The 23,775-nt window shown below is 71.7% G+C and carries 17 protein-coding genes; 10 read left to right on the top strand and 7 right to left on the bottom strand.

Annotated features, from left to right (window positions below; translation table 11 throughout):
• The first annotated feature begins 113 nt into the window (after positions 1 to 113).
• From ACIBJB_RS30250 to ACIBJB_RS30240, 3 genes are all read left to right on the top strand, one after another.
• Entirely contained in the window at positions 114 to 302 is a 189-nt protein-coding gene (locus ACIBJB_RS30250; protein WP_398935070.1) for a hypothetical protein, read from the top strand.
• 137 nt (positions 303 to 439) lie between these two features.
• Complete coding sequence (locus ACIBJB_RS30245; RefSeq protein WP_398935180.1) at positions 440 to 3,499, top strand: AAA family ATPase; 3,060 nt, start codon at positions 440 to 442, stop codon at positions 3,497 to 3,499.
• 35 nt (positions 3,500 to 3,534) lie between these two features.
• Positions 3,535 to 3,738 carry a DUF6191 domain-containing protein gene (locus ACIBJB_RS30240; protein ID WP_398935069.1) on the top strand — a complete coding sequence of 68 codons (204 nt, stop codon included), beginning with the start codon at positions 3,535 to 3,537 and terminating at the stop codon, positions 3,736 to 3,738.
• Between the two features lie 9 nt (positions 3,739 to 3,747).
• Here ACIBJB_RS30240 and ACIBJB_RS30235 read toward each other — a convergent pair whose 3' ends face one another.
• Positions 3,748 to 4,926, bottom strand: coding sequence for a PQQ-dependent sugar dehydrogenase (locus tag ACIBJB_RS30235; RefSeq protein WP_398935067.1), 1,179 nt, complete (start codon positions 4,924 to 4,926; stop codon positions 3,748 to 3,750).
• 805 nt (positions 4,927 to 5,731) lie between these two features.
• The gene (locus tag ACIBJB_RS30230) at positions 5,732 to 6,730 is read right to left on the bottom strand and encodes an aldo/keto reductase (RefSeq protein ID WP_398935065.1); all 999 of its coding nucleotides are present in this window, start codon (positions 6,728 to 6,730) and stop codon (positions 5,732 to 5,734) included.
• 75 nt (positions 6,731 to 6,805) lie between these two features.
• Here ACIBJB_RS30230 and ACIBJB_RS30225 point away from each other — a divergent pair, with 75 nt between their 5' ends.
• The 6 genes from ACIBJB_RS30225 to serA all read left to right on the top strand — a co-directional run bounded on the left by ACIBJB_RS30225 (position 6,806) and on the right by serA (position 16,724).
• Positions 6,806 to 7,756 (top strand): 2-hydroxyacid dehydrogenase, encoded by a 951-nt coding sequence (locus ACIBJB_RS30225; RefSeq protein ID WP_398935063.1) that lies wholly within the window; start codon positions 6,806 to 6,808, stop codon positions 7,754 to 7,756.
• A gap of 408 nt (positions 7,757 to 8,164) precedes the next feature.
• Positions 8,165 to 11,182, top strand: a complete 3,018-nt coding sequence (locus ACIBJB_RS30220; RefSeq protein ID WP_398935061.1) for a putative bifunctional diguanylate cyclase/phosphodiesterase — start codon at positions 8,165 to 8,167, stop codon at positions 11,180 to 11,182.
• A gap of 219 nt (positions 11,183 to 11,401) precedes the next feature.
• Complete coding sequence (locus ACIBJB_RS30215) at positions 11,402 to 13,246, top strand: acetolactate synthase large subunit (RefSeq protein ID WP_398935059.1); 1,845 nt, start codon at positions 11,402 to 11,404, stop codon at positions 13,244 to 13,246.
• Between the two features lie 21 nt (positions 13,247 to 13,267).
• Positions 13,268 to 13,795, top strand: a complete 528-nt coding sequence (ilvN, locus tag ACIBJB_RS30210) for an acetolactate synthase small subunit (protein WP_069766166.1) — start codon at positions 13,268 to 13,270, stop codon at positions 13,793 to 13,795.
• Between the two features lie 111 nt (positions 13,796 to 13,906).
• Positions 13,907 to 14,905, top strand: coding sequence for a ketol-acid reductoisomerase (ilvC, locus tag ACIBJB_RS30205; RefSeq protein WP_062045764.1), 999 nt, complete (start codon positions 13,907 to 13,909; stop codon positions 14,903 to 14,905).
• Positions 14,906 to 15,134: 229 nt separating this feature from the next.
• Positions 15,135 to 16,724, top strand: a complete 1,590-nt coding sequence (gene serA, locus ACIBJB_RS30200; protein WP_398935056.1) for a phosphoglycerate dehydrogenase — start codon at positions 15,135 to 15,137, stop codon at positions 16,722 to 16,724.
• Positions 16,725 to 16,784: 60 nt separating this feature from the next.
• On the opposite strand, the gene ACIBJB_RS30195 is transcribed toward serA, so the two are convergent.
• A complete protein-coding gene (locus ACIBJB_RS30195; protein WP_398935054.1) occupies positions 16,785 to 18,320 on the bottom strand; it encodes an MFS transporter in 1,536 nt (511 codons plus the stop codon).
• Between the two features lie 76 nt (positions 18,321 to 18,396).
• On the opposite strand from ACIBJB_RS30195, the gene ACIBJB_RS30190 reads away from it, so the two are divergent.
• On the top strand, positions 18,397 to 18,969 hold the full coding sequence (locus ACIBJB_RS30190; RefSeq protein ID WP_398935052.1) for a TetR/AcrR family transcriptional regulator: 573 nt from the start codon (positions 18,397 to 18,399) through the stop codon (positions 18,967 to 18,969).
• Here the strand turns inward: ACIBJB_RS30190 and ACIBJB_RS30185 are convergent.
• The 4 genes from ACIBJB_RS30185 to ACIBJB_RS30170 are packed head-to-tail and all read right to left on the bottom strand — an operon-like array spanning position 18,944 to position 23,742.
• Positions 18,944 to 19,627, bottom strand: a complete 684-nt coding sequence (locus ACIBJB_RS30185; protein WP_398935050.1) for an ATP-binding cassette domain-containing protein — start codon at positions 19,625 to 19,627, stop codon at positions 18,944 to 18,946. The genes ACIBJB_RS30190 and ACIBJB_RS30185 overlap by 26 nt on opposite strands.
• The gene (locus ACIBJB_RS30180; RefSeq protein WP_398935048.1) at positions 19,624 to 20,544 is read right to left on the bottom strand and encodes an ABC transporter ATP-binding protein; all 921 of its coding nucleotides are present in this window, start codon (positions 20,542 to 20,544) and stop codon (positions 19,624 to 19,626) included. Before ACIBJB_RS30180 ends, ACIBJB_RS30185 begins: the two co-directional genes overlap by 4 nt.
• A complete protein-coding gene (locus ACIBJB_RS30175; RefSeq protein WP_398935046.1) occupies positions 20,534 to 22,264 on the bottom strand; it encodes an ABC transporter permease subunit in 1,731 nt (576 codons plus the stop codon). The genes ACIBJB_RS30180 and ACIBJB_RS30175 overlap by 11 nt, the downstream gene beginning before the upstream one ends.
• The gene (locus tag ACIBJB_RS30170; RefSeq protein ID WP_398935044.1) at positions 22,261 to 23,742 is read right to left on the bottom strand and encodes an ABC transporter substrate-binding protein; all 1,482 of its coding nucleotides are present in this window, start codon (positions 23,740 to 23,742) and stop codon (positions 22,261 to 22,263) included. The genes ACIBJB_RS30175 and ACIBJB_RS30170 overlap by 4 nt, the downstream gene beginning before the upstream one ends.
• Positions 23,743 to 23,775: the final 33 nt, after the last annotated feature.

Genomic DNA, 23,775 nt, shown 5'->3' with positions numbered 1-23,775 from the left:
CCGCGGCCCCCGAAGATGCGGAACTCTCCCGATGTGGCGGACCCCCCTCGGAGACGAAGGTAGAGGCATCGCAGAAAGCGAAGCCCGACACCGACTCCGACAAGGACGACACCATGTACTCCGCATACGAGATCTCCCTGTACCGTTCCGCCGAACTCCGCCGCCAGGCCGAGCACGAGCGCCTCGTCCGCGAGACCCTGCGCGGCCGCCGCGCCGCCCGTCGCGAAGCCGCCGCGCGCACCGCGGAGAGCGATGCGCATACGGGCCGCCCCCGGCGGCACCGGTTCCTCCGCACGGCGTGAGCGCCGGCAGGGAGGACGGCCGTACGGCTCTGTCCGTCCCCGCGGTCACCACCGCGGCCGTCCTCCCGGCAGCCAAAGGCAGTTGGGGAACCGGACCCGCCCCGAAAACGGGTGCCGCGCTGTCGGACCCGCGTGTAATGCTCGGGCTTGTGGAGACCAGGTCCGTCAGTCCCGTGTTCGTCGGCCGCACCGAAGAGCTGAACAGCCTGAACGAAGCGCTCTCCCGCGCCGCCGCGGGAGAGCCTCAGGCGTTGCTGCTCGGCGGCGAGGCCGGCGTCGGCAAGACCCGGCTCGTCGAGGAGTTCGCCACCGCCGCGTGCCGTCAGGGCGCGGTCGTCGCCCTCGGCGGCTGCGTCGAGATCGGCGCCGACGGCCTGCCCTTCGCCCCCTTCTCCACCGCCCTGCGCGCTCTGCGCCGCGCCCTGCCCGACGAACTGGCCGCCGCGGCCGCGGGCCAGGAGGAGGAACTGGCCAGGCTGCTCCCCGAGGTCGGCGAGGCCCATCCCGCCCGGGGCACCGGCCGGCACGACGAGGAGAGCCTGGCCCGCCTCTTCGAACTGACCGCCCGCCTCCTGGAGCGCGTCGCCGCCGAGCGCACCGTGGTCGTCGCCCTGGAGGACCTCCACTGGGCCGACGCCTCCACCCGCCACCTCCTCGCCTACCTCTTCCGTACCCTGCGCACCGGCCGCCTGGTCGTCCTCGCCACCTACCGCGCCGACGACATCCACCGCCGCCACCCGCTGCGCCCCCTGCTCGCCGAACTCGACCGGCTGCGCACGGTCCGCCGGATCGAACTCGGCCGCTTCAACCGGGACGAGGTCAGCCGCCAGATAGCCGGGATCCTCGCCACCGAACCGAACGCCGCCCAGGTCGACGACATCTTCGAACGCTCCGACGGCAACGCCTTCTTCGTCGAGGAACTCGCCGTCTGCGCCACCGAGGGCTGCGGCACCGGCCTCACCGACTCCCTGCGCGATCTGCTCCTGGTCCGCGTCGAGGGGCTGCCCGAGAGCACCCAGCGGGTCGCCCGGGTCGTCGCCGAGGGCGGCTCCACCGTGGAGTACCGGCTGCTCGCCGCCGTCACCCGGCTCGCCGAGGACGACCTCATCGAGGCGCTGCGGGTCGCGGTGAACGCCAACATCCTCCTTCCGGCACCCGACGGCGACGGCTACCGTTTCCGGCACTCCCTGGTCCGCGAGGCCGTCGCCGACGATCTGCTGCCCGGCGAACGCTCCCGCCTCAACCGCCGCTACGCCGAAGCCCTGGAGGCCGACCCCACGCTCGTCCCGGCCGACGAGCGGGTCATGCGCCTGGCCAGCTACTGGTACCACGCCCACGACGCGGCCAAGGCCCTGCCCGCCGTCCTCGACGCCTCCGTCACCGCCCGCCGCCGGCACGCCTACTCCGAACAACTCCGGCTCCTGGAACGTGCGATGGAGCTGTGGGACATCACCCCCGAGGACGTCAGGGACGCCCTGCGCCCCGTCGACTACACCGAGGTCTACCCTCCCTGCGGCTGTGATCCGGCCACCGCCCCGCTGCGCTACCTCGACCTGATGGCCGAGGCCGCCGTCGCCGGCCGCCTGGGCGGCGAACGCGAACGCGCCCTGAAGATCACCAAGCGGGCGCTGCACCTCCTGGAGGACGACGCGGACCCCCTGCGCGCGGCCTGGTTCTGGGTCCAGCGCTCCCATCTCGTCCAGGGGCTGACCCGCGGCGACGGCTGGGCGGAACTGGCGACCGCCAAGGATCTCGTCGGCGGTCTGCCACCCTCCGAGGTACACGCCGAGGTCCTGGCGAACGTCGCCCACTGGTCCATGGTTCACGTTCCCGGCCCTGAGGCCATCACGGCCGCCGAACGGGCTGTGGAGTACGCGCGCATGGTCGGCGCCCGTGAGATCGAGATGAACGCTCGACTCACCCACGCGGGTCTCATCGTCGAGTCCGGTGGCGTCGAGACCGGGCTCGCCGAGATGTTCGAGATCCTGCGGCAGACAGTCGAGGACGGCATCTCCGCCGTCGCCAGCCGTGTCTACGTGAATCTGCCGAACGCCCTCGAAGCCATCGGACGCTCCCGGGAAGCCGTGCCGATCCTGGAGGAAGGACTCGGCTACGCCCGGAAGTTCGGCCTGTCCGACAAGGAGGCCTGGATCTGGGGCAACCTCGCCGAGTCCCTCCACTCGCTGGGCCGCTGGGACCGGGCCGCGGAATCCGCCACGAGGGCCGAACTCGTCGGACGGAGCGCCCAGCCCCGCGGTTTCCACGCCGGCAACCGCGCGGCCCTCGCTCTCGCCCGCGGCGACCTGCCCGAGGCGGCACGCCAACTCACCGCCGCGCGCGGCTACTTCGGTACCCATGACAGAACCCCTCAGCACGAACTCCCCCTCACCGAACTGGCCATCGGCATCGCCGCCGCCGAGGGCCGCCTCCTGGACGCCCGCGCCGAACTCGAACGCGTCCTGGACGCCGGCTTCCCGCCCGGCACCCAGCGCTATGCCTGGCCCCTGCTGCTCACCGCCGCCACCATGGAGGCCGACGCCCTCGGCCTGCCCGTCGCCGAACAGGACCGCGCGAAGATCCTCCACCGCATCAGGGAGGCCGCCAGGCCCCTCGCCACCAACGCACCCGTCTGGCTGGCCCACGAGCGCTGGGTCCGCGCCGAACTGCTGCGCGCCGAGAGCGCCGACACCCCGGACCACTGGTACGAGGCCGTCACCGCCTTCGAGCCCTTGGAACGCCCCTACGACCTCGCCCGGGTCCGCCACCGGCTGGCCCAGGCCCTGCTGTCGGCACCCGGCGGGGCCGAGCAGCCCGACCGCGACCGGGCCACCGAACTCCTGCGCCTCGCCCACGCCGCCGCCGACCACCTCGGCGCCCGGCCCCTCGCCGACGCCGTCACGCTTCTCGCCCAGCGCGCCCGCCTCACCCTGACCGCTGCGCCGGCCTCCGGCCGGGACGACCCGGTCCGCTCCCTCGGCCTCACCGGCCGCGAACGCGACGTCCTGCGCCTGGTCGCCCTCGGCCGCACCAACCGTCTGATCGCCGAGGAACTCTTCATCTCCCCGAAGACGGCCAGCGTCCATGTCTCCAACATCCTGGCCAAGCTCGGCGTCTCCGGAAGGGGAGAGGCGGCGGCGGTGGCGCACCGGCTGGGGCTGTTCCCGGAGGAGGCTCTCCACGCGCCGATCACCGAGTGAGGCGTACGGTGGAGGAGACCGGCCGGGGAGGCTGCATGTTCAACATGTTCGAGGAACTGTTCGCACCCGGCCGCAAGCACACCCGTGACGAGCAGAACCGGCTGGAGCTGACCCGCGAGGACGTCGGCGACGGCGACCCCGGACGCGGACCGATAGATCTCACGTCCGGGAAGGTCGTCGTCCGCCGGTCCAAGCCGGACGACGACACCGAGGAGCCCTCGCGCAGCGCACCGGAATGACGGCTCCGGCTAGCTGACCTGTATCTCCAGGATCTTGTCGTCCCCCTCCTTGGGGCTGCCGCGGCCGTCGGTGTTGCTGGTGACGAGCCACAGCTTGTCGCCGCCCGCGGAGACCACCGTGCGCAGCCGGCCGTACTCCCCCTTCAGGAACGACTGCGGGTCGGCGGAGGCCGCCGTGCCCTTCAGCGGGATGCGCCACAGGCGCTGGCCCTTGAGCCCGGCCATCCAGACGGAGCCCTCGGCGTACGCGATGCCGCTGGGGGAGGCGTCGTCGGTGTGCCACTGGGCTATCGGGTTGTGGAAGTTGTTGTCGTCCGATTTGCCCTCGGCGGTCGGCCAGCCGTAGTTGTCGCCCGGCTTGATCGTGTTCAGTTCGTCCCAGGTGTCCTGGCCGAACTCCGAGGCGAACAAACGCTGTTTGGAGTCCCAGGCGAGGCCCTGCACATTGCGGTGGCCGTAGGAGTACACGGGGGAGCCCGGGAACGGGTTGCCCGGGGCCGGGTCGCCCTCCGGGGTCAGGCGCAGGATCTTGCCGCCCAGGGACTTGCGGTCCTGGGACAGGCCGGTGTTGCCGCTCTCGCCCGTGCCCGCGTACAGCATGCCGTCCGGGCCGAACGCGATCCGGCCGCCGTTGTGGATGAAGCCCTTCGGGATGCCCTTGAAGACGGTGTCGGGTGCGCCCAGTTGCTCACCGGACGCCTTCTGCTCGTCGTAGACCATGCGCACGACGCGGTTGTCCGAGTCGGAGGTGAAGTAGGCGTAGACCATGTGGTCCGAGGCGTAGTCCGGGGACAGCGCGATGCCCAGGAGGCCGCCTTCGCCGGCCGCGGAGACGCCGGAGACCTGCCCCAGCTCCGTCTTCTTGCCGGACTGTCCGTCGACCCGGGTGATCGTGCCGTCGTCCCGTGAGGAGACGAGCAGGTCGCCGTCGGGGAGCGGGGCGAGGCCCCAGGGCGTCTTGAGGTCCTCGACGATCGTGCGCACCACCTTCACCGAGCCCTTCGCCGGCGGGGTCGCCTCGGCGGCCTGCTGGGTGGGGGAGGACCCCGAGGCCGCACCGCTCGACGAGGCGCTGGCGCCGCCGTCGGGCGAGCCGCCCCCTCCTCCGCCGTCGGAGGAGCAGCCGGCCGTCAGCAGGAGCGTGGTCGCGGCCAGCACGGCCGTCACAGCTCGACGATGCACGATCATGGTCCCTTCGAAGCGGCGGGTTCTACCTGTCATACACCGCTCGCGCCTCCCAGGTTCCCGATCTCCCGGACCCAATGCGCCCACCCGTTTCCGCCAGTTCCGCGACGAGCGTGCCGTCGACGGGCTTGCCGGCCATGCGGCGCCTGCACGGCCGCTGGGTCTGCTGATCCGTGGCCTGTGTGCGGTCGGCGGGTGTGGTCTGCGGCGTGGGTGTCGTCTGAGGGCGTGCCGGTCCTGTGGATCCGTGCTGCCGTCGGTGGGCTTGCTGGGCCGTGGGTCGGGCGCCGCTGGGGTCTTGCTGATCCGTGGGTCGGCCGCCGACGGTGGGCCTGTGGGTTCCACGGGCCCCTGCGCAGTCGTCACGCTCGCTGGGCCGCAGGTCGGGCGCCCCGGCTGGTTCTGCGGGCCTGCGGCCCGTGTGCGGTCGGCAGGGTTGGTCTGCGGCGCGGGTGTCGTCCGGGGGTCTGCTGGTCCTGCGGATCCGTGCCGCCGTCGGTGGGCTTGCTGGGCCGTGGGTCGGGCGCCGCTGGGGTCTTGCTGATCCGTGGGTCGGCCGCCGACGGTGGGCCTGTGGGTTCCACGGGCCCCTGCGCAGTCGTCACGCTCGCTGGGCCGCAGGTCGGGCGCCCCGGCTGGTTCTGCGGGCCTGCGGCCCGTGTGCGGTCGGCAGGGTTGGTCTGCGGCGCGGGTGTCGTCTGGGGGGTCTGCTGGTGCTGCGGGTCGTTGCCGCCGTCGGCGGGTTTGCTGGGCCGGGGGCCGGGCGCCCCCGCTGGGTTTGCTGGTCCATGGGCCGGAGGCAGGTCCGCTAGTCCCACGAGCCCTGGGCCGGTGGCAGTGCCGCCACCTCCGTGAGGTCCTGGCCGGTCAGCCGGAGGTCGGCTGCCGCCGCGTTCTCCGTCACCCAGCGCTCCTGCTTGGTCCCGGGCACCGGGACCACGTGAGTGCCCTGGGCCAGCACCCACGCCAGCGCCACCTGTGCCGGGGTGACGCCCTCCCCGTGCCGGGCCGCGACGCGGCGCAGGCCGGAGACGATCGGCTGGTTCGCGGCCATCATCTCGGCGGTGAAGCGGGGGTGGCGGGCGCGGACGTCGTCCGGTTCGAAGCCCTCGCCGGGGGTCAGGGTGCCGGTCAGGAAGCCGTTGCCGAGGGGCATCGCCGCCAGAAAGCCGATGCCGCGCGCCGCGCACCACGGCAGCAGCGTCCCCAGCGCCTCCGGCGACCACACCGACAGCTCCGCCTCCACCGCGCTCACCGGGAAGACCTGCTGGACCCGCCGCAACTGCCGGATCGTCGCGTCGTACAGGCGCCTGCCGGAGCGGCGCCCGCCGCGCGCTCCCATCGCGCAGAGCCCCAACGACCGTACTTTTCCCGCCTGAACGAGCTCCGCCATCGCGCCCCAGGTCTCCTCGACCGGCACCTCGGGGTCCTCGCGGTGCAGCTGGTAGAGGTCGATCACATCGGTCTGGAGCCGCCGCAAGGACGCGTCGCAGGCCCGTTTCACATAGCCGGGGCGGCCGTTGGCCACGATGTGCTGTTCGCCCACCAGCAGACCGACCTTCGTCGACACGAAGGCGTCCTCGCGACGGTCCTTCAACACCCTCCCCAGCAAAAGCTCGTTGGTGAACGGGCCGTACATGTCGGCCGTGTCCAGCAGCGTCGAGCCCAGATCGAGCGCCCGGTGCACGGCCCTGACCGACTCGTCACCCCGCTGCCGCGAGCCGCTGTAGGCCCAGCTCATCGGCATGCACCCGAGTCCGACGGCTCCCACCGCGAGCGCCGCCGCGCCGATCTTCCTGCGCTCCACCTGCTCGTGACCCTCCCTCTTCCGGCCCCCAACCTAACCTCTGGGCTCCCAGGCGCCTGACATAGCCTCCTGACCATGAGTGCTGATGTGTGGCTTCCCATCCCGCCCGACGACATCGAGGGGCTCCCCGAGGGCCCCGACTACCACTTCTGGAACGGCGAGGAGGACTTCCCGGCGGACCCGGCCGACTGCGCCTACTACGTCGTCCCCTACATGAAGCCTCTGGATGTCGTCCTGCGGCCGATGCCCCGCCTGAGCTCCGTCGAGGTCGTCCAGACGCTGTCGGCCGGAGTCGACAACGTGACACCGGGCCTGAGGCATCTGCGTCCCGGCGTGCGGTTGTGCAACGCGCGCGGTGTGCACGAGGCGAGCACCGCCGAGCTCACGCTCACCCTGGTCCTCGCCTCGCTGCGCGGGATCCCCGACTTCGTGCGGGCCCAGGACAAGGGGGAGTGGCGCGGCGGGTTCCGGCCCGCGCTCGCCGACAAGAACGTCCTCATCGTCGGCTACGGCTCGATCGGCTCCGCCATCGAGGACCGGCTCGTACCGTTCGAGGTCGCGCGGGTGGCGCGCGTCGCGCGCTCCGCGCGCACCACGGAGCGCGGCCCGGTGCACCCGCTCACCGAACTGCCCGCCCTGCTCCCCGAGGCGGACGTCGTCATCCTGTCCACGCCCCTCGACGAGACCACGCGTCACCTGGCCGACGCCGACTTCCTGGCCCGTATGAAGGACGGCGCGCTCCTCGTGAACGTCGCCCGCGGCCCGGTCGTCGACACCAAGGCGCTGCTCGCCGAACTGGAGACCGGCCGCATCACCGCCGCCCTCGATGTCACCGACCCCGAGCCGCTCCCCCCGGGACACCCCTTGTGGCAGGCGCCGGGCGTACTCGTCAGTCCCCATGTCGGAGGACCCACCTCCGCGTTCCTGCCGCGCGCCAAACGCCTGTTGGTGGACCAGGTGACCCGCTATGTGAACCAGGAGCCCCTGCGCAACGTGATCCTTACGACGGGTTCCACAAACGCTTAGGACCACGGAGCAACAGGCGCGCAATCCGTTTCCGGTACCCTCCGCAACCTTCCGGACGCGGGCCGTGCCCGCATCGCCGCTGGTCGTCACGGAGCGTAGAGGAACTATGTCCCTGAGTGACGAGACTGGTGTATCGTCCCGACAGGGGCAGCGCCGCGCACCGTTCGGCGCCGGGGATGGACATTGCAGACTGTGAGGGGGGCGACGGGCGATGCACGGCCTATGGACCAACGATCCGACGCGGCGGGGCCGCCGGCTCCGACCCTGGCACACAGCCGCGCGCAGACGCGGCCACCACGCCGGTCACGGCGGTCACCACAGCCCTCATCACCGCAGGCACAGCAGCCGCAGGAGGCATGCGCACCCGGCGCACCCGGACCCCGGAGCGGCGCGGACCGGGAGGACCCGGTGAGCGCGCCCCCCTCTCCCACGACCACCCTCGACGGAGCGCTGCGGGCCCGGCCCGCGAGGGCGGCGCTGCTGCCCTCCCGGCCGCCGGTCCTCCGTGGCGGGTCGAGCCTGGTCCACCAACTCCTCCTCGCCCTGTTGTGCGCGGGCTACGCCCTCGGTTCCGCGCTCGGCTGGGGCTCGCCCGAACTGGCCCTGATCATGGGCGACTTCGGGCTGAGCGCCGCGGCGGGCGCCGCCGCCGTGTCGTGCTTCCTCTACGCCCGCGACCGTCGGGTCCGCTTCCGGCAGGCCTGGCTGCTCTTCGCGCTCTCCTCCGCCATGGCGTCGCTCGGCAACCTGATCTGGGGGTGGTACGAGGTCGTCCTGGGCCGGGACGTGCCCAGCCCCAGCTACGCCGACCTGTTCTTCCTGTGCTTCGCCCCGCCCGCGATCGTGGGTCTGCTGGTCCTCGCCAAGCGCCCGGTGACGAAGGCGGGCTGGGTCTGTCTCGGCCTGGACTCCTGGCTGATCGGCGGCTCGCTCCTCACGCTCTCCTGGAGCCTCGCTCTCGCCCAGGCGGCCAAGTCGGAGGGGCCCAGCGTCGCGCACACCGCGCTGTCCCTGGCGTATCCGCTGCTGGACATCGCCCTCGTCAGCATGGTCCTCGCGCTGCACTTCCGGCGCTCGGCGGTCAACCGCACCGCGGTGAACACCGCGATCGGCGCGCTCGCCCTGACCGTGATGTGCGACGCCCTGTTCACCTCGCCACTGCTCCACAACAACTACCGCTCCGGACAGTTGCTGGACGCCGGATGGTTCGCCGGCTCCCTGCTCCTCGCCTACGCCCCCTGGGCCGCGCCCCGGCACCCGGACGGTGACCGGCGGCCATCGGTCGGGCGCACGCGCGTGGTGCACGAACACCTGCCCAGGCCGCGGCTCGGGATCCAGCGCCATCCGTCCGCGCAGGGAGTGCAGGGAGTGCAGGGAGCGCAGGGCGGTGACCACAGCCGGTATCCGGTCACCCGGCCCATCACCGGGTCACTGGCCGCCCTCACCCCGTATCTCGCCGCCGCCGTCTGCACGCTGGGGATCCTCTACAACGTCCTCAACGGCCGCAGCGTGGACCGCGTGGTGCTCCTCACCGGCGGCACCGTCGTGCTCGCCCTCGTGGTGCGCCAGGGCATCATGCTGCTCGACAACATCACCCTCACCCAGGAACTCGCGCAGAAGGAGAACCACTTCCGCTCCCTGGTGCAGGGCTCGAGCGACGTCATCATGATCGCCGCACCCAACGGCATCCTCCGGTACGTCTCCCCGGCCGCCGCAGGGGTCTACGGCCGCTCCGCCGAGGAGCTCGTGGGCACGGAACTGGCCGGTCTCATCCACCCGGAGGATCTGGGCTGCGTGGTGCACGAGGTGCGCCGTTTCCTCGCCGCCAGCCCCCTCGAAGAGCCCACCACCCGCATCGAGTGCCGCTTCCGGTCCGGCGACGGCGGCTGGCTCAACGTCGAGTCCACCGTCAACCGTCACCACGGCGGCCTCATCTTCAACAGCCGGGACGTGACCGAAAGAGTGCGCCTGCAGGCGCAGCTCCAGCACAACGCCGAGCACGACCCGCTGACCGACCTGCCCAACCGCGCCCTGTTCACCCGGCGCGTCCAGCAGGCCCTGTCCGGCCGCCGTTCCTCCGACCGCGGCACGGCCGTCCTCTTCATCGACCTGGACGGCTTCAAGGCCGTCAACGACACGATCGGGCACCAGGCCGGGGACGAGCTGCTCGTCCAGGCCGCCCGCAGACTCCAGGACGCGGTCCGCTACGGGGACACCGCCTCCCGGCTCGGCGGGGACGAGTTCGCCGCACTGATCGTCGGGGACGGCACCCGCGACCGCACCGCCCGCGAGGGCCACATCCTGGAGCTCGCCGACCGCCTCAGGGTCACGCTCTCGCAGCCGTACCTCATCGACGGCAACGATGTCCGGGTCGCCGCCTCCATCGGCGTCGCCTTCGCCGAACCCGGCCTCGGGGCGGGCGAGCTCCTGCGCAACGCGGACCTCGCGATGTACCGCGCCAAGGCGGGCGGCAAGGGCCGCGTCGAGCTCTACGCGCCCCAGATGCAGCAGGACGTCGTACGAAAGGCGGAGCTGGCCACGCGCCTGCGTGCCGCGCTGCACGACGGCGAGTTCACCCTGCTGCACCAGCCCGTCGTCTGTCTGGAGGACGGCCGGATCACCTCGGTCTCCGCCCAGGCGCGCTGGCGTTCCTCCCAGGGAGTGCTGTTCACGCCGGCCGAGTTCCTGCGGGTGGCCGAGGACAGCGACAAGACGCAGGAGCTGGGCCGCTGGATCCTGGAGGAGGCCGTCGAACAGGCCGCCGAACGGGCCGCGAACGGGCTCACCGTGCCCGTGGCGGTCCGGATGAGCGCCCAGCGGCTGCTGGACCGCTCGCTTCCCCTGGGCTCGGTGGAGGCGCTGCTGACCCGGCACGGGCTGCCGTCGGGCTCGCTGGTCATCGAGCTCTCCGACACCGATCCCCGGGTCTCCCTGGACGAGCTGGAGCGCCGGCTGACCGCGATCCGCCGCGTCGGCGTCCGGATCGCCCTGGACGGCTTCGGCAGCGGCTACGCGGCGATCACCGCGCTGCGCAGACTCCCCGTGGACGTACTGAAGCTCGACCGCAGTCTGGTCGAGGGCGTCGTGGAGTCCGCCAGACTGCACAAGATCACCAGCGGGCTGCTGAGGATCGCCGGGGACCTCGGCCTCCAGTCCGTGGCCGACGGCGTGGACCTCCCGGAACAGGTCGTCGCACTGCGGGCGATGGGCTGCACCCACGGGCAGGGCATGGCCTTCTCCGGACCGCTGGACGAGTACCGGCTGCGCAGGGCGCTGGCCTCGGGCCACTACCCGGTGCCGCACGGCCCCGCCGAACCCGCGTTCGCGGGGGGCGGCGCGGAGGTGTACACCAGTGGGGTGACCGCGGTCCTCGGAGGCGGCACGGCGCTCCGCTCACATAATGAGACTCCCGTCCCACCCACTTGACACCACATGCGTGCCGGGGGGAGGGTCAGTGCCATGCGCACCCGAATTCTCGTACTTGGAAAGCGCGTCGGCTGACGCTGAGCCCTCGATCGCTCAGCGACCCCACCCGGCGCGCTCCCCTCGCTTGCCTTATGGCACGAGGGGTTTTTTGTTGCACAGGCACCAGTCGAACACCGCACAAACTTCGCAAAAACCCTCAGCATCGAGAAGAGAATGACGATGACCGAGCAGGCCACCGGGGCCCATCCGCAGCCGCGGCCCCGATCCGGAGGACAGCAGTCCGCCCCCGAGCACGTCACGGGTGCGCAGTCCCTCATCCGCTCTCTCGAGGAGGTCGGCGCCGAGACGGTATTCGGCATTCCCGGCGGTGCCATCCTTCCGGCGTACGACCCGCTGATGGACTCCACCCGGGTGCGGCACGTCCTGGTCCGTCACGAGCAGGGCGCGGGCCACGCGGCCACCGGTTACGCGCAGGCCACCGGCAAGGTCGGTGTCTGCATGGCGACCTCGGGCCCCGGTGCCACCAACCTGGTCACCCCGATCGCGGACGCCCACATGGACTCGGTGCCGCTCGTGGCGATCACCGGTCAGGTGGCCTCCAAGGCGATCGGCACGGACGCCTTCCAGGAGGCGGACATCGTCGGCATCACCATGCCGATCACCAAGCACAACTTCCTCGTCACCAAGGCCGAGGACATCCCGCGCGTCATCGCGCAGGCCTTCCACATCGCCTCCACCGGCCGCCCCGGCCCGGTCCTGGTCGACATCGCCAAGGACGCCCTCCAGGCGAAGACGACGTTCTCCTGGCCGCCCGTCATGGACCTGCCCGGCTACCGCCCGGTGACCAAGCCGCACGCCAAGCAGATCCGCGAGGGCGCCAAGCTGATCACCCAGGCCAAGCGGCCCGTCCTCTACGTCGGTGGCGGTGTCATCAAGGCCGGCGCCACCGCCGAGCTGAAGGTCCTCGCAGAACTCACCGGAGCCCCCGTCACCACCACCCTGATGGGGCTCGGCGCATTCCCCGACAGCCACCCGCTGCACGTGGGAATGCCGGGCATGCACGGTTCGGTCACCGCCGTCACCGCGCTGCAGAAGGCCGACCTGATCGTCGCCCTCGGAACCCGCTTCGACGACCGCGTCACCGGCAAGCTGGACAGCTTCGCCCCACACGCCAAGATCGTCCACGCCGACATCGACCCGGCCGAGATCGGCAAGAACCGCGCCGCCGACGTGCCGATCGTCGGGGACGCCCGCGAGGTCATCGCCGACCTGGTCCAGGCCGTCCAGAAGGAACACAGCGAGGGCCACAAGGGCGACTACAGCGCCTGGTGGAAGGACCTGAACCGCTGGCGCGAGACCTACCCGCTCGGCTACGACCTCCCCGAGGACGGCTCGCTCTCCCCGCAGCAGGTCATCGAGCGGGTCGGACAGCTCGCCCCCGAGGGCACGATCTTCGCGGCGGGCGTCGGCCAGCACCAGATGTGGTCCGCGCACTTCATCCAGTACGAGAAGCCCGCCACCTGGCTCAACTCCGGCGGCGCCGGAACCATGGGCTACGCGGTCCCGGCCGCGATGGGCGCCAAGGCCGGCATGCCGGGCAACACGGTCTGGGCGATCGACGGCGACGGCTGCTTCCAGATGACCAACCAGGAACTGACCACCTGCGCCCTGAACAACATCCCGATCAAGGTCGCCATCATCAACAACGGCGCCCTCGGGATGGTCCGCCAGTGGCAGACCCTCTTCTACAACCAGCGCTACTCCAACACCGTGCTGCACAGCGGTCCCGAGGACGTCAACCCGAACGCCAAGGGCACGCGCGTGCCGGACTTCGTGAAGCTGTCCGAGGCGATGGGCTGCGTGGGTCTGCGCTGTGAACGCCCGGAGGACCTCGACAAGGTCATCGCGGAGGCGAACTCCATCAACGACCGCCCCGTCGTCGTCGACTTCATCGTCCACGAGGACGCGATGGTGTGGCCGATGGTCGCCGCCGGCACCTCGAACGACACGATCCTGGCCGCCCGGGACGTCCGCCCCGACTTCGGCGACAACGAAGACGACTGAGCGAGAGAGACGTAAAAGATCATGTCCAAGCACACGCTCTCCGTCCTGGTGGAGAACACCCCGGGCATCCTCGCCCGGATCGCCGCCCTGTTCTCCCGCCGCGGCTTCAACATCGACTCGCTCGCGGTCGGTGTCACCGAGCACCCCGAGATCTCCCGGATCACCATCGTGGTCACCGTGGTCGAGGAACTGCCGCTGGAGCAGGTGACCAAGCAGCTCAACAAGCTCGTCAACGTGCTGAAGATCGTCGAGCTGGAACCCGGCTCGGCCGTTCAGCGCGAACTCGTTCTGGTGAAGGTGCGCGCCGACAACGAGACGCGCTCCCAGATCGTCGAGATCGTCCAGCTGTTCCGCGCCAAGACCGTCGACGTCTCCCCGGAGGCCGTCACGATCGAGGCCACCGGCAGCGGCGAGAAGCTGTCCGCGATGCTGAAGATGCTGGAGCCCTTCGGCATCAAGGAACTGGTCCAGTCGGGCACCATCGCGATCGGCCGCGGCGCCCGTTCGATCACGGACCGCTCGCTGCGCGCGCTCGACCGCAGCGCGTAGGGCCGGGTACGGGCGGCTCCGGCCGCCCGTATACCGAGACCCGGAAACTTCATCTCAGCCCGCCGTCATACGGTGGGACGCAACACCTGCAGACCAAGGAGAGAACCCAAAGTGGCCGAGCTGTTCTACGACGCCGACGCCGACCTGTCCATCATCCAGGGCCGCAAGGTCGCGGTCATCGGTTACGGCAGCCAGGGCCACGCCCACGCGCTGTCGCTCCGTGACTCGGGTGTCGACGTGCGTGTCGGTCTGCACGAGGGCTCCAAGTCCAAGGCCAAGGCCGAGGAGCAGGGCCTGCGCGTGGTGACGCCGTCCGAGGCCGCCGCCGAGGCCGACGTCATCATGATCCTGGTCCCGGACCCGATCCAGGCCCAGGTCTACGAGGAGTCCATCAAGGACAACCTGAACGACGGCGACGCGTTGTTCTTCGGCCACGGCCTGAACATCCGCTTCGACTTCATCAAGCCCCCGGCGGGCGTCGACGTCTGCATGGTCGCCCCCAAGGGCCCGGGCCACCTCGTCCGTCGCCAGTACGAGGAGGGCCGCGGCGTTCCGTGTATCGCGGCCGTCGAGCAGGACGCGACCGGCAACGGCTTCGCGCTCGCGCTGTCGTACGCCAAGGGCATCGGCGGCACCCGCGCCGGCGTCATCAAGACGACCTTCACCGAGGAGACCGAGACCGACCTGTTCGGTGAGCAGGCCGTTCTCTGCGGTGGTACGGCCGCGCTGGTCAAGGCCGGTTTCGAGACGCTGACCGAGGCCGGCTACCAGCCGGAGATCGCGTACTTCGAGTGCCTGCACGAGCTGAAGCTCATCGTCGACCTCATGTACGAGGGCGGCCTGGAGAAGATGCGCTGGTCGATCTCCGAGACCGCCGAGTGGGGCGACTACGTCACCGGCCCGCGGATCATCACGGACGCCACCAAGGCCGAGATGAAGAAGGTCCTCGCCGAGATCCAGGACGGCACCTTCGCCCGTGAGTGGATGGCCGAGTACCACGGCGGTCTGAAGAAGTACAACGAGTACAAGCAGAAGGACGCCGAGTCCCTGCTGGAGACCACTGGCAAGCAGCTGCGCAAGCTGATGAGCTGGGTCGACGAGGAGGCGTAAGCCTCAGGCCACGGGGCCGGAGCAGACAGCTCCGGCCCCGTTGTCCCACCCGTCGCGTCACGGACGGGTGATCCTTCCGCAGAGGCGCAGGACGACCTCTGCCGCGCCACTAGACTGCCGGATACATACGCGTCAGGCCCACAACGTCGTGCGTCTTCCACGCGGCCAGTACCCTCCACCGCCTGCGGCCGTCGGGACGGCCGTCCGCAATGGACCTGTGAGGACTCACGTGAGCTCGAAACCCGTCGTACTCATCGCTGAAGAGCTGTCGCCCGCGACTGTGGACGCGCTTGGCCCCGACTTCGAGATCCGGCACTGCAACGGAGCGGACCGCGCCGAACTGCTCCCGGCCATCGCCGAGGTCGACGCGATCCTGATCCGCTCCGCCACCAAGGTGGACGCCGAGGCGATCGCCGCCGCGCACAAACTGAAGGTCGTCGCACGAGCCGGCGTCGGCCTGGACAACGTCGACGTCTCCGCCGCCACCAAGGCCGGCGTGATGGTCGTCAACGCCCCCACCTCGAACATCGTAACCGCGGCCGAGCTGGCCTGCGGTCTCCTCGTCGCCACCGCCCGCCACATTCCGCAGGCCAACGCCGCGCTGAAGAACGGCGAGTGGAAGCGCAGCAAGTACACGGGCGTGGAGCTCGCCGAGAAGACCCTCGGTGTCGTGGGTCTGGGCCGGATCGGTGCGCTGGTCGCCCAGCGCATGTCCGGCTTCGGCATGAAGGTCGTCGCCTACGACCCCTACATCCAGCCCGCCCGCGCCGCCCAGATGGGCGTCAAGGTGCTCTCCCTGGACGAGCTGCTCGAGGTCTCCGACTTCATCACCGTCCACCTGCCCAAGACGCCCGAGACCGTCGGTCTCATCGGCGACGAGGCGCTGCGCAAGGTCAAGCCGAGCGTGCGGATCGTCAACGCCGCGCGCGGCGGGATCGTCGACGAGGAGGCGCTGTACTCCGCCCTCAAGGAGGGCCGGGTCGCCGGTGCCGGTCTCGACGTGTACGCGAAGGAGCCCTGCACGGACTCCCCGCTCTTCGAGTTCGACCAGGTCGTCGCCACCCCGCACCTCGGTGCCTCCACCGACGAGGCCCAGGAGAAGGCCGGTATCGCCGTCGCCCGCTCGGTGCGCCTCGCTCTCGCCGGTGAGCTCGTGCCCGACGCGGTGAACGTCCAGGGTGGCGTCATCGCCGAGGACGTCAAGCCGGGCCTGCCGCTCGCCGAGCGCCTCGGCCGCATCTTCACCGCGCTCGCCGGCGAGGTCGCGGTCCGCCTCGACGTCGAGGTGTACGGCGAGATCACCCAGCACGACGTGAAGGTGCTGGAGCTGTCCGCCCTCAAGGGTGTCTTCGAGGACGTCGTCGCCGAGACGGTGTCGTACGTCAACGCCCCGCTGTTCGCCCAGGAGCGCGGTGTCGAGGTGCGGCTGACCACCAGCTCGGAGTCGGCCGACCACCGCAACGTCGTCACCGTGCGCGGCACGCTCGGCAGCGGCGAGGAGGTGTCGGTCTCCGGCACGCTGGCCGGTCCCAAGCACCTCCAGAAGATCGTCGCGGTCGGTGAGTACGACGTCGACCTGGCCCTCGCCGACCACATGGTCGTCCTGAAGTACGAGGACCGTCCCGGCGTCGTCGGCACGGTCGGCCGTATCTTCGGCGAGGCCGGTATCAACATCGCCGGTATGCAGGTGTCGCGGTCGGTCGCCGGTGGCGAGGCGCTCGCGGTCCTCACCGTCGACGACACGGTGCCCGCGGGTGTGCTGACCGAGGTGGCCGAGGAGATCGGGGCGACGTCGGCCCGTGCGGTGAACCTGGTCTGACGCTTCACCACGACCGCCGGGCGGGCCGAGGGTTTCCTCGGCCCGCCCGGCGCTTTTCTGTCAGACGAGCGCCTTCTCCTGCTCCGGTGCCTCCTGAGCTGTGGGCAGTTCGACCCGGCGCAGTGTCACAGCCGCCAGCACCGCCGCCCCGGCGAGCACTACCGCTCCCGCGATCGCCGCGCCCTGCATTCCGCTGGTGAAGGCCTCCCGGGCCGCCGTCGCGAGGCCCGGGAACCGGTCGGCCACCGCGAGGGCCCCGCCCAGCGTCTCCCGCGCCGCATCCGGCGCCGCATCCGGCATCTCGTGGCGGTAGACCGCCGTACCGATGGAGCCGAGGACCGCCATGCCCAGCGCGCCGCCGAACTCCGCGCCGGTCTCCATCAGGGAGGACGCGGCACCGGCCCGCTCCACCGGGGCGGTGCCCATCGCGAGGTCCATGATCTGGGACATCACGATGACGCCGCCGACCGCCAGGACACCGCAGGAGGCCAGCACCAGCCACATCGAGTCCGTACCGGCGAAGGCCAGCAGCCCGAAGCCGCACGCGGCGATCACGAAGCCCGCGGTGATGACCGAGGCGCGGTTGACGCCCTTCTGGACCAGGGCGGTCGCGACCGGCGCCGCGGCTCCGATCGGCACCGACGGCAGCAGCGCCCACAGGGCCGCCTCCAGCGCGCTCTTGTCGAGCACGGACTGCAGGTACTGCGTGGTGAAGTAGGCCGACCCCATGATCCCGAACGCCGAGACGAGGTTCAGGGCGACGGACGGAGCGAAGCCGCGACCGCGGAACAGGGCGGGGTCGATCATCGGTGAGGCCGCGGTGCGCTGGCGGTGCACGAAGAGGGCCGCGAAGAGCAGACCGACGGTGATCGAGACGACGTAGCGGACGTTCCAGCCCTCCGAGGGGATCTCCTTGAGGCCGTAGATCACGGGGAGCACGGCGGCCATCGACAGCGGGACGCTCAGCCGGTCGAAGCGACCCGGGGAGGCGCTCCTCGACTCGGGGAGCAGCGCGGGGCCGAGGAGCAGCAGCAGCGCCATCGCGGGCAGGTTGACCAGGAAGACCGAGCCCCACCAGAAGTACTCGACCAGCACACCGCTCATCACCGAGCCGAGCGCGATCCCGGCCGTCATCACGCCGGACCACATGCCGATCGCCTTCGCGCGCTGGCCGGGGTCGGTGAACATCGTGCGGAGCAGGGCCATCGTCGACGGCATCAGGGTCGCGCCGCCGATGCCGAGCACCGCGCGGGCCGCGATCAGCATCTCGGCGCTGTTCGCGTACGCCGCCACCAGTGAGGCGGTGCCGAAGGCGGCGGCGCCGACCAGCAGGAGCCTGCGGTGGCCGATGCGGTCGCCGAGCGAGCCCATCGTCATCAGCAGGCCGGCCAGGACGAAGGCGTAGATGTCGAAGATCCACAGCTGCTGGGTGCCGGTCGGCTCCAGGTCCGCGCTGATCGCCGGGATCGCGAAGTAGAGGACGGAGACGTCCATCGAGACCAGGAGCAGCGGAAGCATCAGGACGGCGAGGGCGGTCCATTCACGGCGGCCGGCGCGGCCGGACGGGGTGGTGGTGGTGCTCGTCGGGTTCGTCATGACGGCGACTATACGGTTGTCCTATACGGTTGTCTATGACGCTTGTATAAATCGTTTGTCTAGATAGGCTGAGCGCATGGGACATCGCGAGGATCTGCTCGAAGGCGCCAAGCGCTGCCTGCTGGAGAAGGGGTTCGTGCGCACGACGGCGCGCGACATCGTCAAGGAGTCGGGGACCAACCTCGCCTCGATCGGCTACCACTACGGCTCGAAGGACGCGCTCCTGGCGCAGGCGTACATCGCGCTGGTGGAAGACGTGTCCTTCGAGGGGGGTGACGGATTCACCGGTGCGCCCGGCTCGCTGGAGCGCTTCCGGGAGGTGTGGGCCGGCATCGTCGACACCATGCGGGAGCCCGGCTCGCTGTGGCGGCTCAGCCTGGAGGTCATGGGTATGGGTGACCAACTGCCCGAGGTGCGCGACCAGTTGGTGCGCGCGCAGCGCGAGGGTGGGCGGGGCCTGGTCTCCATGCTGATGGGCGTGCCGGAGGAGGAGGTGACGGACGAGACCGCCGACACCCTCGGCGGGTTCTATCTGGCGCTGATGACCGGACTCATCGGCCAGTGGGCCTTCGACCCCAAGAGTGCGCCCGACGCGGACACCCTCACCGAGGGTCTGCGGCAGGTCATCGAGGCCGCCACGCGCGCGTGATCCGCCCGTCCCGCATCTCCAGCACCCGGTCCGCGACATGCCGTACGACCGCCCGGTCGTGGCAGATGAACAGGTAGCCGAGCCCCAGCTCGTCCTGGAGGTCGGCCAGGAGGTTGAGGATCCCGGCCCGGACGGAGGGGTCCAGCGCCGACACCGGCTCGTCCAAGACCAGCAGCCGCGGCTCGCACGCCAACGCCCGTGCTATGCCCACGCGTTGGCACTGACCGCCGGAGAGCTCGTGCGGGCGGCGGTCGCCGTACGACGGGTCAAGGCCGACCCGGTCGAGAAGTTCGGCGATCCGGGCGGGCGTGGGCCGCCGGCCCCGGATCCTCAGCGGTTCCGCGACCGCGTCCCGAATGCGGTGGCGGGGGCTCAGGGAGCCGTACGGGTCCTGGAAGACGGGCTGCATCCGGGGGCGCAGGGGACGCAGCTCGCGGTCGGACAGCGCGGTCAACTCCCTTCCCTCGAAGTGGACTTCACCGCCGGACGGGCGGCGCAACTGGAGTACGGCGTGGGCGGTGGACGACTTGCCGCAGCCGCTCGGGCCGTCGAGCGCGAGGGTCTCGCCCTCCGACAGGGAGAAGGACACGTGATCCACGGCGGTGACCGTGCCGTAGCGGACGACCAGGTCGCGGACGTCGAGGAGGGGGGTGCTCACATGGTCTCCCCGTGGTGACAGGCGACCGACCGGTGGTCCACGTGCTGCGGTTCCGGTTCCCGCCGGTGGCACACCTCCGTCGCCAGGGCGCAGCGCGGGGCGAAGGCGCAGCCCGGGGGGAGGGCGTCCGGGGCGGGTGGCGAGCCGGGGAGGGCGACGAGACGGCGTCCCCGTGCGTTCTCGGGGAGGGACGCGAGCAGGCCCGCGGTGTACGGGGCCCGGGGGTGCGCCAGGACCTCCCGTGCCGGGCCCGTCTCCACCGCGCGGCCGGCGTACATCACCAGCACCCGGTGCGCGTGCCGCCGTACCGCGTCCATGTCGTGCGTGACCAGCACCAGGGCCGTGCCCCTCGACTCCCGCTGCTCCGCGAGGAGTCGGAGCACCAGCTCGCGATGGTCGGGGTCAAGGGCGGTGGTGGGTTCGTCGGCGACCAGGATGTCCGGTTCGTTGATCGTGGCCATCGCGACGACCGCCCGCTGGCGCATACCGCCGGAGTACTCGTGCGGGTGGGCACGGGCCCGGCGGGCGGCGTCGGGGATGCCCACCCGGTCCAGCGCGGCCACCGCGAGGGCGCGTGCCTCGCGTCGGCCCACCCGCCGTACCGACCGTACGGCGGCGGCGAGTTGGTCGCCGACCGGGTGGACGGGGGACAGTGCCGAGAGGGCGTCCTGCGGGACCAGGGCGATCCGGCGTCCCCGCGCCCCCGACAGGTCGGGGTCGACCGTGCCGGTCGTCGTGGCCTCCCTCGGCAGCATGCCGAGCAGCGCCCGCGCGGTCAGGCTCTTGCCCGCGCCCGACTCGCCCACCAGGGCGAACACCTCGCGCGCCCGGATGTCGAAGGACACCCCGCGCACCACCTGCACTCCGGAGAAGCCGATCCGCAGATCGCCTACCGACAGCAGCACCTCAGACTCCAACTCCGGCCTCCTGCCGTGTACTTTTCCGGCCGCGCCCCTGTGTGTACGACGCCCCCGCCACCGCGAGACCCGCCAGCAGGGCGAGGGCCACGGCCGGGGCGAGGGCGGCCCACGGGGCGCGTTCCACGTAGGCCCGGGACTCGTCGAGGAGCAGACCCCATTCGGGCGCGGGCGGCTGGGCGCCCAGACCGAGGAAGCCCAGGGAGGCGAGGGCGAGGGCGATACCGGGCAGCCGCAGGAGGGCATGACGGGCGACGGGGGCGGCCACCGAGGGCAGGACATGCCGGGTCAGGATCCACAACGGCGGTGCCCCGATGGCCCGTTGGGCGGTGAGGAAGGCGGACGCCCGGACCTCCTGCACCAGTGCCGCCGCGTGCGCGGCAAGCGGAGGCCAGGAGATGAGGGCGACCGCGAGGGCCGCGCCGCCGGTGCCGGGTCCGGCCGCCGCGGCGACCAGGATGCCGACGATCACCGGCGGCAGGGCGTTGGCGATGTCCGCCGCGCCCGCCGCGACCCCCGGCAGAAAGCCCAGCGCCAGTCCGGCCAGCAGGCTCAGCAGGCATACCGCCGCCGCCGTGCCGACGGTGGGGGCGGCGCCGTGGCCGAGCCGGGCCAGTACGTCCCGGCCGAGGCCGTCGGTGCCGAGCGGGTGCGCCAAGGAGGGAGCGGCGAGGCGGTCCGTCGTGTTCACGGCGTACGGGTCACGCAGCAGGCCCCAGCCGACGGCCACGGCGAGGACGGTGAAGAGGGCGGCCGGGATCGCCGGGTGGGTGCGGACCGGGCGGGCCGGCGGGAGCACGAGCGAGGCGTCGCGCAGGGCCGGACCCAGCAGCCGACGCCGCAGCAGAGCGGCCAGCGCGCCGGTGGCGAGCCCGAGCAGCAGCAGGGCGAGCACCGCACCCTGGAGCAGCGGGAGATCCTGGGACTTGGCCGCGCCCAGTGCGGTACGTCCGATGCCCGGCACGGCCAGGACGGTCTCCACCGCGACCGCGCCGCCGGTCAGCCCGACAGCCGCCATGCCGAACTGCGGTACCAGCGGCGGGAGTACCCGCTTGAGGGCCGCCGTGGCGATGAGCGACCTGCTCACCCCGGCACCCCGCCACAGCTCCACCCACCGTTCGTCCAGCACGGCGGGCAGCGCGTCCGCGACCAGCCGCCCGAGCAGGCCGCCCGCCGGAACGCCGAGAGCGAGCGCGGGCAGCACCATGGACGCAGGGCCCTGCCAGCCGGACGTCGGCAGCCACCCCAGCCACACCCCGCACACCAGCAACACAACGGTGGCCAACAGGAATTCGGGGACGGCGGCCAGCATCGCGGCCCACGCACCGGCCGACCGGCGCCCCCGCACCAGTACGGGTGCGACCAGCGCGCCCGCCAGCACCACCGCCACCGCGAAGGCCGCGCCCATCAGCGCGAGCGAGACCTGGAGCCCGGAGAGAACCGACGGCAGGACGTCCGTCCCCGACACCCAAGACGTGCCGAGGTCCCCACGCACCAGGCGGGTGGCCCAACTCCACAGCAGGGACAGGGGACCGGCGTCCAGCCCGAGGTCCTGTCGTACGGCGTCCAGGGCCTCCTTCGTCGGCTCCTGCTCGGCGGAACGGGCGCGCAGCACGGTCAGCGCGGGGTCCCTGCCGGAGAGCCACGGCAGCAGGCCCACGGCGGTGACGACCGCGAGGAGACTCAGGGCCCGGGTCGCCCCGGCCGCGGTGGGCCTCACCTGACGTGGGTGGCGGCCGTGACCAGCTCCCGCTCGCGCGGGTCGTGGGCCGCGCCGACGACCGCGGCGGCGTCGCCCTGGATCACCCGCTCGTGGAGCATCGGCACGGCGGCGTCGGTGGCGAGTACGGCGGCCTCGGCGGCGATGATCGCCGCGCGGCGCCGCTCACCGGCACCGGTCGCCCCGGCCTCCCTGAGCTTCGCGTCCACGTCGGAGTCCGCCAGCTGGGCGATGTTGAAGGAGCCGTCGGAGGCGAAGTCGCTGTAGAGGTAGGCGGCCGGGTCGCCGGAGTCCAGGACGGTGGCCCGGGACAGGATGAAGGCGTCGAACTCGCCCGCCAGCGCGTCGGATTCGATGGTGGCGTACTCGCGGACCGCCAGCTTCACCGTGAACCCGGCCTTCTGCAGCTGCTGTTGGAGCGCGGCCGCGACCTCGGGGAGCTCGGCGCGGTCGGTGAAGGTGCCGATGGTGACGGTCTGCCCGGTCGGCTTGTGGGCCTTGGCGTGCCCGACGGGCCTGCGCAGCTCGGCCGCCCATGGCAGCGCGGGCCCGAGCAGCCCCTCGGCCACGTCGGCCCGTCCCTCGTACACGCCGTTCACGATCGACTCGGCGTCGATGGCCTCGCGGGCGGCGGCGCGCAGCGAGGCGTCCGTGAAGACGCCCTTCCGGGTGTTGAGGTACAGCGTGTTGGTGCGCGGCATCGGGACCTCGGTGATCAGGTCCTTGTCGAGCAGTGCGGCCTGGGAGACGGGGATCGCCTCCACGATGTCGGCCTCGCCGCTGCGCAGGGCGGCCGCGCGGGCGGTGCCGTCGGGCACGAACGTCACGTCGATGCCGGGGGACTTGGCCCTGGCGCCCCAGTAGCCGTCGTAGCGGTCGAGGGTGGCGGAGGAGGTGCCGTTCACCTTCGTCAGCTCGAAGGGGCCGGTGCCGGCGCCGACCGGGTTCACGGTCTTGTCGGTGTAGGCCTTCGCGGCCAGGATCGACAGCTGGGGTGAGCTGAGCCGCTGTGGTACCAGCGGGTCCTCGTCGGCGGTGGTGACCGAGACGGTGCGGGCGTCCACGGCCTTCGCCGTCAGCTCGACGCCGTCCAGGATGCGGGGCTTGGGGGCGGCGGAGGCGGCTCTGGACAGCGACCGTACGACGGCATCGGCGTCGAGCTCGGTGCCGTCGTGGAACGTGACGCCGTCGCGTATCCCGAAGGTCCAGGTGCGGCCCGACTGCTGCCACCTGGTGGCGAGCGCGGGCTCGGCGTCACCGTCCGCGTCCAGCTCGACCAGGGTCTCCGCGGTCGACCAGCGCGACAGCTTGAACGCGTCGTCGGAGAGCGGGGACAGGCCGGAGCGCGGGGGCTGCATCATCGCGACGCGAAGACGCTTGCCGTCGCCGTCGCCCCCGGCGGACGTACCCGAGAAACAACCGGTGAGCAGGACGGACGCCAGAGCGGCGGGGATGAGGTGGCGGGCGGGCAGGCGCACGGGGCCCTCCGGGTAAAGGGGTGGTCAAGAGTC

Origin of the sequence: Streptomyces sp. NPDC050759, assembly GCF_044456945.1 — a bacterium.
Lineage (GTDB): Bacteria > Actinomycetota > Actinomycetes > Streptomycetales > Streptomycetaceae > Streptomyces.
Note: the sequence above shows the minus strand (reverse complement) of the source record. Positions and strands in the feature narration are given on the sequence as shown.